This window comes from Pedobacter sp. (assembly GCF_035566355.1).
Lineage (GTDB): Bacteria > Bacteroidota > Bacteroidia > Sphingobacteriales > Sphingobacteriaceae > Pedobacter.
Genome location: NZ_DATMRL010000256.1, coordinates 1 through 9,128, shown reverse-complemented (window position 1 = coordinate 9,128; position 9,128 = coordinate 1). Strand labels below are relative to the sequence as shown.

The 9,128-nt window shown below is 40.8% G+C and carries 8 protein-coding genes; 5 read left to right on the top strand and 3 right to left on the bottom strand.

The features are described from left to right. A partial coding sequence (locus VNZ46_RS09925) for a TonB-dependent receptor (protein WP_325560015.1) occupies nt 1–2,027 on the bottom strand: 2,027 nt, incomplete at its 3' end. 332 nt (nt 2,028–2,359) lie between these two features. Between VNZ46_RS09925 and lpdA the strand changes: the two genes are divergently transcribed. The 3 genes from lpdA to VNZ46_RS09910 all read left to right on the top strand — a co-directional run bounded on the left by lpdA (nt 2,360) and on the right by VNZ46_RS09910 (nt 5,113). Beyond that, nucleotides 2,360–3,748, top strand: a complete 1,389-nt coding sequence (gene lpdA, locus VNZ46_RS09920; RefSeq protein WP_325560014.1) for a dihydrolipoyl dehydrogenase — start codon at nt 2,360–2,362, stop codon at nt 3,746–3,748. Between the two features lie 92 nt (nt 3,749–3,840). Next, complete coding sequence (locus tag VNZ46_RS09915) at nt 3,841–4,680, top strand: MBL fold metallo-hydrolase (RefSeq protein ID WP_325560013.1); 840 nt, start codon at nt 3,841–3,843, stop codon at nt 4,678–4,680. 103 nt (nt 4,681–4,783) lie between these two features. Further along, nucleotides 4,784–5,113 (top strand): YegP family protein, encoded by a 330-nt coding sequence (locus VNZ46_RS09910; protein WP_325560012.1) that lies wholly within the window; start codon nt 4,784–4,786, stop codon nt 5,111–5,113. On the opposite strand, the gene VNZ46_RS09905 is transcribed toward VNZ46_RS09910, so the two are convergent. Further along, entirely contained in the window at nt 5,110–5,313 is a 204-nt protein-coding gene (locus tag VNZ46_RS09905; protein WP_325560011.1) for a helix-turn-helix transcriptional regulator, read from the bottom strand. The genes VNZ46_RS09910 and VNZ46_RS09905 overlap by 4 nt on opposite strands. Nucleotides 5,314–5,700: 387 nt before the next feature. Here VNZ46_RS09905 and VNZ46_RS09900 point away from each other — a divergent pair, with 387 nt between their 5' ends. Together VNZ46_RS09900 and VNZ46_RS09895 are read left to right on the top strand one after the other, a co-directional pair. After that, nucleotides 5,701–6,561: a sigma-70 family RNA polymerase sigma factor gene (locus tag VNZ46_RS09900; RefSeq protein WP_008242129.1), complete on the top strand. Its 861-nt coding sequence runs from the start codon at nt 5,701–5,703 to the stop codon at nt 6,559–6,561. 98 nt (nt 6,562–6,659) lie between these two features. After that, the gene (locus tag VNZ46_RS09895; protein ID WP_325560009.1) at nt 6,660–8,108 is read left to right on the top strand and encodes a glyceraldehyde-3-phosphate dehydrogenase; all 1,449 of its coding nucleotides are present in this window, start codon (nt 6,660–6,662) and stop codon (nt 8,106–8,108) included. 44 nt (nt 8,109–8,152) lie between these two features. Here the strand turns inward: VNZ46_RS09895 and VNZ46_RS09890 are convergent. Continuing rightward, nucleotides 8,153–9,128: aldo/keto reductase (locus VNZ46_RS09890; RefSeq protein ID WP_325560007.1), on the bottom strand; the 976-nt coding region annotated here is incomplete at its 5' end.

The window sequence follows — 9,128 nt, the reverse complement described above, 5'->3', positions numbered from 1 at the left end:
TGGTTAACCAGATATACACCTGGCATACCACCTGTAAAGATACCCGATCCACCACGAACCTGCAGTGACTGATTTCCGTTTACATCCCAGTTAAAACCTACTCTAGGTGAGATCAGAATTTGGTTCTTTGGTAATTTACCTACGTCCAGTTTCTCTCCGTCACGGAAAGTCGCTGCTGTAACGGCAGGATTTGAGGTGATTTTTGAAGTATAAATTGGCATATCTGCACGTACGCCGTAAGTCAATTTGAAATTATCTCTAACCATCCACTCATCCTGTACATAAGCTCCAATTGGGGCCATCGATAATTTAGCCAATGGTCTTGAATCGCCACTTACAGCAGAATAAGTTAACTGGTATAAAGAAGGAAGAGGAGCATTAGGGTTTGTAGGGTCACCAGCGGCAGCTAAGAAATCAGATACCGATTTATACCTGTACTGACCATAAACAAATTGCGCAAATCCATTGGCATATTTTAAATACTGAGCAGTAGCACCGATGGTGATGTTGTGACTTCCTGCATAAATATTAAAGTTATCTGTGAAAGAGTAAATATCCTGGTTCAATGTGTTAAAACCGCTGAAAGGTTCAGATCCCAGAGAGATGTAATTTGCACCTGCTCCATTTTCAATATCTACAACAGGAAATGGATTTCCATAGATGTTACGGTAATCGCGGAATGCAGAATAACTTACCTGTAAGTTGTTAGAGAATTTATTTCCAAATCTTGAGTTCAACTCTGCAGCAATAGATTTAGTATTGTTGAAAAAGCGGTAACGCATATTAGAGAAATCTAAAGAGGTTGCGCTTGGCCCACGGCCGGTGTTCGAGTTTGAACCACTTGGATCAAGATCTTTAAATGACTTCAGGTAATTGTAACGAACGGTCAGCTTGTTGGTAGAATTGATGTTCCAGTCGATACGCGCAGTTAAATTGTCTGCCTGCTGATCATCTGTATAACCTTCATAAACACCTGGATCATATCCGTATTTAGAAATCAACAGACTTTTTACCGCATCCAGATCTGATGCTTTTACCAGGGAACTTCCACTGTTATTTTGGCCTCTGTTTGCTGTCCAGTTAGATCCAGGAAATGCTCTTCTGGTGATCTCTCCGTTTACAAAGAAAAAGAGTTTATCTTTTACGATTGGACCACCTAAACGTGCGCCAAAAATCTTATTGGTAAAAGTAGTACTTGCGTTTTTAGGCACGGTATAATCACCAACTTTATAACCCTGAAGATTTTGATCTTTATAAAGTGTATAAATAGATCCGGAATATTTGTTGGTTCCGCTTTTTGTAACCGCATTTACACTACCTCCTGTAAAACCACCTTGTTTTACATCGTAAGGGGCAATATTAATGGTCAACTGATCAAGCGCATCTAAAGAGATGGGCTGAGCACCTGTACCACCCCCAGGAAGGGCAGTAAGACCGAAAGAGTTGTTAAACTGCGATCCGTCAATGGTAAAAGAGTTGAACAGGTTGTTACGACCAGCGAATGAAAAACCATTTCCCTGTGAGTTGGACTGTGGGGTTAGTTTCGTTAAATCGGTCACACTACGGTTAAATGTAGGTAGTTTCTCCATTTGTTCCCGGGAAACGCTTGTCTGCGCTCCTGTACGTGAACTGTTGATGGTTTTGTTTTGTTTGGATACGATGGAAACTTCTGCAAGAGATTGCGATGATTCCTGCAATTTTAAATCTACTTTAAAATTTTGTCCTAATCCAAGGTTAATGTTTGCACTCTTTGCAGCATTGTAACCAACCATGCTGGCAGTTACTGTGTAAGGACCGCCAACATTGATGTTGGTAAAATTGTAACGGCCATCACCTCTTGTAATTGTTTTGTAAGTTGTTCCTGTAGGACCATGAACGGCCACAACTGTTGCTCCCGGCATTGGGCCTTTGGCATCAGTAACAATACCGTTCATCGCAGATGTGGTTACCTGCGCGTTTGCACCGGAAAGGAAACCAACAAAAGCAACAACGATTACTACGATTTTAAATAGTAAAGATTTGTTCATACTTTTTAGATGAGTGAATAATTTTTGTTCTGATAATGAATAATATATCTGCAGCAAAGATAAATATTCATAGGCCACAGATTTTAATATTCAATGTTAAATAATCATTAACAATTTAGGTATTTTTCAACAATTAACATAAATTTTAGATTACCTAAACAACAGAGTAGCAGAAATTTGTTGTTAGGCGCAAGAATGGGCGAGATTTGTTAACACTAGGGCCATGTTAAATTAATTTACCCAAATGTGAAACACAAAAATCTCACAGGCCCGGATATAACCAACATTTTTTTTAATTTTGGCAAGTACTTAAGTTTTTCCTTTTATAAGATATGAACTACGATGTAATTGTAATAGGCAGCGGTCCTGGTGGATATGTAGCTGCAATCAGAGCTTCCCAGTTGGGTTTAAAAACTGCAATAGTGGAGCGAGAATCTTTAGGCGGAATCTGCCTGAACTGGGGATGTATACCAACCAAAGCCTTATTAAAAAGTGCCCAGGTATTTGAATATATTAATCATGCATCAGAATACGGAATCAAAACCGCTGAAGCTGAGGCAGATTTTGCTGCTGTGGTTAAACGCAGCCGCGGTGTTGCCGATGGCATGAGCAAAGGTGTTCAGTTCTTAATGAAAAAGAACAAAATTGAAGTGATCATGGGCACGGCCAAAGTGAAACCAGGTAATAAGGTAGATGTAAAATCTCCGGATGGTTCACAGAAAGAGATCACGGCTAAACATATTATTATTGCTACTGGTGGCAGATCAAGAGAATTACCTAACCTGAAACAGGATGGTAAAAAAGTGATTGGCTACAGGCAGGCAATGGTATTACCTGAACAACCAAAATCCATGGTGATTGTAGGTTCTGGTGCAATAGGTTCTGAGTTTGCTTATTTCTATGCAACTATGGGTACTAAAGTGACCATTGTAGAATTTATGGATAATATCGTTCCTGTAGAGGACGAGGATGTTTCTAAGCAATTGCTGCGCAGCTTTAAAAAAGTAGGCATCGACGTAATGACTTCTTCAAGCGTGGAATCTGTAGACACCAGTGGTAACGGATGTAAAGTGCAGGTGAAAACCGCTGCAGGTATGCAAACTTTAGAATGTGATATTGTACTTTCTGCTGCTGGAGTTGTAGCCAATATTGAAAACCTGGGTCTGGAAGAAACCGGTATTAAAACTGAAAAAGGTAAAGTGGTTGTTGATGAATTCTACAACACTTCCGTTAAAGGTTATTATGCGATTGGAGATATCGTTTCCGGACAGGCACTGGCGCACGTTGCTTCTGCTGAAGGAATTACTTGCGTAGAGAAAATTGCAGGTCATCATCCTGAACCTATCGATTACAACAACATCCCTGGATGTACGTATACTACCCCTGAGATTGCTTCTGTAGGTTATACAGAAAAAGCAGCTAAAGCAGCGGGTTATGAATTGAAGATTGGTAAATTCCCATTCTCAGCTTCTGGTAAAGCAAGTGCTGCCGGAGCGAAAGATGGCTTTGTAAAAGTTATCTACGATGCTAAATATGGCGAATTGCTGGGCGCACACATGATTGGAGCGAATGTTACGGAGATGATCGCAGAGATTGTTGTTGCCCGTAAACTGGAAACCACAGGTCATGAGATGCTGAAATCTATCCATCCTCACCCAACCATGAGTGAAGCGATTATGGAGGCTACAGCTGACGCATACGGCGAAGTGATCCACTTGTAGCGGATTAAGAAAACCGCAATAAAACTTAGAGAGGTAGCGATGAGCTACCTCTTTTTTTATGTTTATATTTACAGCATTAACTTATTCTGAAGATGAACTTATATACGATTGATACAGGCTTATTCAAATTGGATGGTGGCGCCATGTTTGGTGTTGTACCGAAATCTATCTGGCAAAAGAGCAATCCGGCTGATGAAAACAATATGTGCAGCTGGGCGATGCGGTGTTTACTGATTGAGGATGGAAACCGCCTGATCCTGATAGACAATGGTATTGGCGACAAGCAGGATGCAAAATTCCTGGGCCATTATTATCTTCACGGCGACGATACATTAGACAAATCTCTTGCCGCAAAAGGCTTTAGCCGGGCTGATATTACCGATGTATTTTTGACCCATTTGCATTTTGACCATTGCGGAGGTTCTATTGTAAGGGAAGGCGATAAATTACGTCCGGCATTTAAAAATGCATTTTACTGGAGCAATAAGAAACACTGGAACTGGGCCGTAGAACCGAATGATCGGGAAAAGGCTTCCTTTTTAAAAGAAAACATATTGCCTATTCAGGATAGTGGACAGTTGCGCTTTATTGAAGATCAGGATGGAATAGAATTCCACCAGGGCATCAACATCCGCTTTGCCTATGGACATACCGATGCAATGATGCTGCCCCAAATTCAGTACAAAGATCAGACAATTGTATACATGGCCGATCTGCTCCCCTCTGTAGGGCATATTCCCCTGCCCTATGTGATGGCCTATGATATGTTCCCGCTGCAAACCTTAACGGAAAAAAAGGCCTTTCTGCAGGAAGCTACAGACCGGAATTACATTCTTTACCTGGAACACGATCCTGTCAATGAATGTTGTACATTGCAGCAAACAGAAAAAGGGATCAGACTGGACCGTACGTTTAAACTTAGCGAGATGTAGTTCACATTTGTGAATTAAAATAATTGATTTTTTAGGTTAACTCCTTTGGTTTTTATAAATTGGTGTAAATAACATCCATCTGTATCAACCTAAAAACTCGATTATGGGCAAATTTGAAATCACAACAAGAAAAAACGGAGAGTTTCAGTTCAACCTAAAAGCAGGAAACGGACAGGTTATTCTGACCAGTGAAGGCTATTCCAATAAAGCGAATTGTCTGAATGGTGTAGAATCTGTTAAGAAAAATTCGCCGGATGACAGTAAATATGACAGAAAGACTTCTGCCAGCGGAAAACCTTTTTTTAATTTAAAAGCAACCAACGGACAGATTATCGGGTCAAGTGAAATGTACGAATCTGTATCCAGCAGGGAAAATGGCATTGAATCGGTCAAAAAGAATGCTCCTGCAGCAGAGATTTCCGATCTGACTTAATCCCTGTATTCTAGAATATCTCCAGGCTGGCAGTCCAGTACCCTGCAAACAGCTTCTAAGGTTTCCAGGCGTACGGCCTTAGCCTTGCCTGTTTTGATAATGGAAAGGTTGGACATGGTAATGCCGACCTTTCCACTTAATTCCTTAAGGGACATTTTTCTTCTGGCCAGCATAACGTCTAAATTGATAATAATTGGCATAGAATAACTGATTTTTGTTTTTAAGAATTAAAGGGAAAAGCGGTATTTTAAAAAAAGCATGACATCGTGTAATTCGCCTTTAACAGCCTGAAACCCACATATGTCATCAGATTATAAAATGATGAAGTTTTCAATTATTTCTGAAACAAACATACATTATTAATTATTGCATATCAAAATATTATTATTGATTCTCAATAATTATTTATCGTCATATATATTTTATGACAAAATGGACCAAAACAATTTTGGAATAATTTTTGTTAGAAGATCTATATACAAATAAATGGTGTAAAGTGTAACGTTTTCAGGATTTTATGTGAAATATTACCTTTTAAATTCTTACTTTTGCACGTTCAAACATATAACGAGTACCAAAGCATATAAATGAGACAACTCAAAATCACGCAATCCATTACCAATCGCGAAAGTCAGTCATTGGACAAATACCTGCACGAGATTGGTAAAGTAGATTTAATAACCGCCGAAGAAGAAGTAATACTAGCAAGGAAGATACGCGAAGGAGATCAGGCTGCACTTGAGCGCTTAACAAAGACCAATTTACGTTTCGTTGTTTCTGTAGCGAAACAATACCAAAATCAGGGTTTGACCTTAGGTGATTTAATTAACGAGGGTAATCTGGGTTTAATTAAAGCTGCCAAGCGTTTTGATGAGACAAAAGGTTTCAAATTTATATCTTACGCGGTATGGTGGATTCGTCAGTCTATTTTGCAGGCGATCGCTGAGCAAAGCCGTATTGTACGTTTGCCTTTAAACCAGGTAGGTTCTTTGAGCAAAATCAGTAAAGCTTTCTCTAAACTGGAGCAGGAATATGAACGCGAGCCTTCTCCGGAAGAACTGGCCGATATTCTGGAAACCACAGTTGATAAAATTTCTGATACGCTGAGCAATTCAGGACGTCACGTTTCTATGGATGCGCCTTTTGTTCAGGGAGAGGAAAATACCTTACTGGATGTACTTGAAAATCACGAACCGAATACAGACAGCAGTCTGATCAACGAATCTTTGTCGGAGGAGATTAAAAGATCTTTGTCTACGCTTACAGAACGTGAACGTGAGATTATTGTTCTTTTCTTTGGATTGAGTACCAATCATCCGCTTTCCCTGGAAGAAATCGGTGAGAAGTTTAATCTGACCAGGGAACGCGTACGTCAGATCAAGGATAAAGCACTGCAACGTTTGCGTCATACTTCAAGAAGTAAAATTCTGAAGTCTTATTTAGGATAAGCTGATCCTCATCAGATCAACAAATTATAAAGTAAAAAAGATTGGGTACTCGCTCAATCTTTTTTACTTTTGTGGCATTCTAACCAAAAATTCTAGAAATGCTAAAGAAGTACCAATCAGAGTTTCAAAACTGGATTGAAAAAGAAAAGAAAGCAATTGAACTGATTAAAATAGTTGGTCAATTGTGGTTCGACAGATCTATCGAACTGGTCTTGTTCCGTAAACCCTTATTTGATGTTGGCAGCAGCGAAATCCTGGCGCACCATCAGTATGCAAAAGAAGTCAGCGGAAAAGACATCAGTATTTATGAAACACTGGAACTGGCTACCGCCATTTCAAATTCCAGCCTTGCCCCTTCCCGTATTGATCTTGGAAGATTGGCTTCAGAATGGCTGGAAGACAACCGCAACTATCCTTCCGTTCACGATTTCATTATCGGCAGACTCAGTAAACACATCGGTAAGGATAAGATCAGCCTTAAGCCTAAAGATGTGGTTTTGTATGGCTTTGGAAGGATTGGAAGAATTGCGGCCAGAGAATTGATCCTGCAAGCCGGAAAAGGTGAACAGTTGCGTTTAAGGGCGATTGTTACCCGCAGCTGCACAGATGAGGAATTAATCAAAAGAGCAGAGTTGCTTCGCACAGATTCTATCCATGGCCCTTTTACCGGTACTATTACAGAAGATTTTGACAGTAAGGCTTTGATCATTAATGGCCAGACCGTTAGTTTTATTGTAGCGAAGGAACCGGAAAATATAGACTATACCGCTTATGATATTGAAGATGCTTTACTTATTGACAATACGGGTGTTTACAGGGACCGGGAAGGTTTAAGCAGGCACCTGAGCGCCAAAGGCATCAGTAAAGTTTTACTGACTGCACCGGCCAAGGGAGATATCCCTAATGTGGTTACAGGTGTCAATGATACAGATATCGATTTTACAGCTGAAAGTATCCTTTCCAATGCTTCTTGCACCACCAATGCAATTGTTCCTGTCTTAAAACTTATTGACGAGGCTTTTGGCATTGAAAAAGGACATATTGAAACCATCCATTCTTATACCAATGACCAGAACCTGCTGGACAATTACCATAAAAAATACCGCAGGGGCAGATCTGCAGCTTTGAACCTGGTCATTACCGAGACCGGGGCAGATAAAGCCGTAGCCAAAGTCATTCCGCATCTGGGTGGAAAATTAACGGGAAATGCTGTTCGCGTTCCTACGCCAAATGTTTCTCTGGCGATTTTAAATCTATCCTTAAATAAGGTAACTTCTCTGGATGAAGTGAAAGAGCTGCTGAGACAGGCTTCTTTATTTGGTGACTTGTCTGAACAGATAGAATATTCTACTTCGAACGAACTGGTGAGTACAGACCTGATTGGAAACAGCCATGCCTCGATCATCGATGGCCCGGCAACCATCATTTCTAAAGATCAGAAGTCTGTGGTACTGTATGCATGGTATGACAATGAATATGGTTATACCCGCCAGGTAATCCGACTGGCTAAAAAGCTGGCTGGCGTGGTACGCTTAACTTATTATTAAGACAAAAAGGCCGGCAAAATTGCCGGCCTCTTTTATTGAATTTTCTAAAATTGGGACAGGACCGGTTTGGTCTTCATTATCCCTTCAATCTTCTCCATCACTTCAGCGGTAAGCAAAGGAACAACTTCCAGTGTGGTCAGGTTCTCTTTTAGCTGGGCTGTTTTAGAAGCTCCCAGGATCACTGTACTTACATGGGGATTTTTAAGGCACCAGGCCAATGACAATTTAGCCAGTGGAACATTCAGTTCATCAGCCAGGCTTTGCAGTGCGGTGGCCTTCTTCAGTTTTTCTTCGTTCAATACGGATTCCTTTAACCACTCCATTCCTTTTAAATCGAGCCGGGTGTCTTTGGTTTTGCCGGAGGTATATTTTCCTGATAATAATCCGGAAGCCAGCGGCGACCAGATTGTTGTACCCAATCCGTACTCTTTAAAGAGCAGCAGGTATTCATTTTCCAGTTTATGCCTTTCAATGAGGTTGTATTGAGGCTGCTCCATGGTTGGGCCAATCAGATTGTATTGTTTAGCCACCCCTATCGCTTCCATAATTTCTGCAGCACTCCATTCTGAGGTTCCCCAATAAAGGATCTTTCCTTGTTGAAGCAGGGTATTCATCGCCCAGACAGTTTCTTCTATGGGCGTATTTTTATCTGGCCGATGGCAAAAATAGAGGTCAAGATAATCTACCTGAAGTCTTTTCAATGCACCATGACAGGCCTCAATAACATGTTTTCTGGACAAACCAACCCGGTTTGGTCCTTTGTTCTCTGTACCGAAAAACACTTTACTGGAAACGACAAAAGATTCCCGCTCCCATCGATGTGTTTTCAGTATCTTACCCATCACTTCTTCCGATTTGCCTGCTGCATAGCCTTCGGCATTATCAAAGAAGTTGACCCCTGCATCGTACGCAATGCCCATGAGTTCGTCGGCTGTTTTATCACTGATTTGTTGTCCAAAGGTTAACCAGCTGCCCAGTGATAACGCACTGAGCTGTAATCCGGATTTACCTAAACGTCTA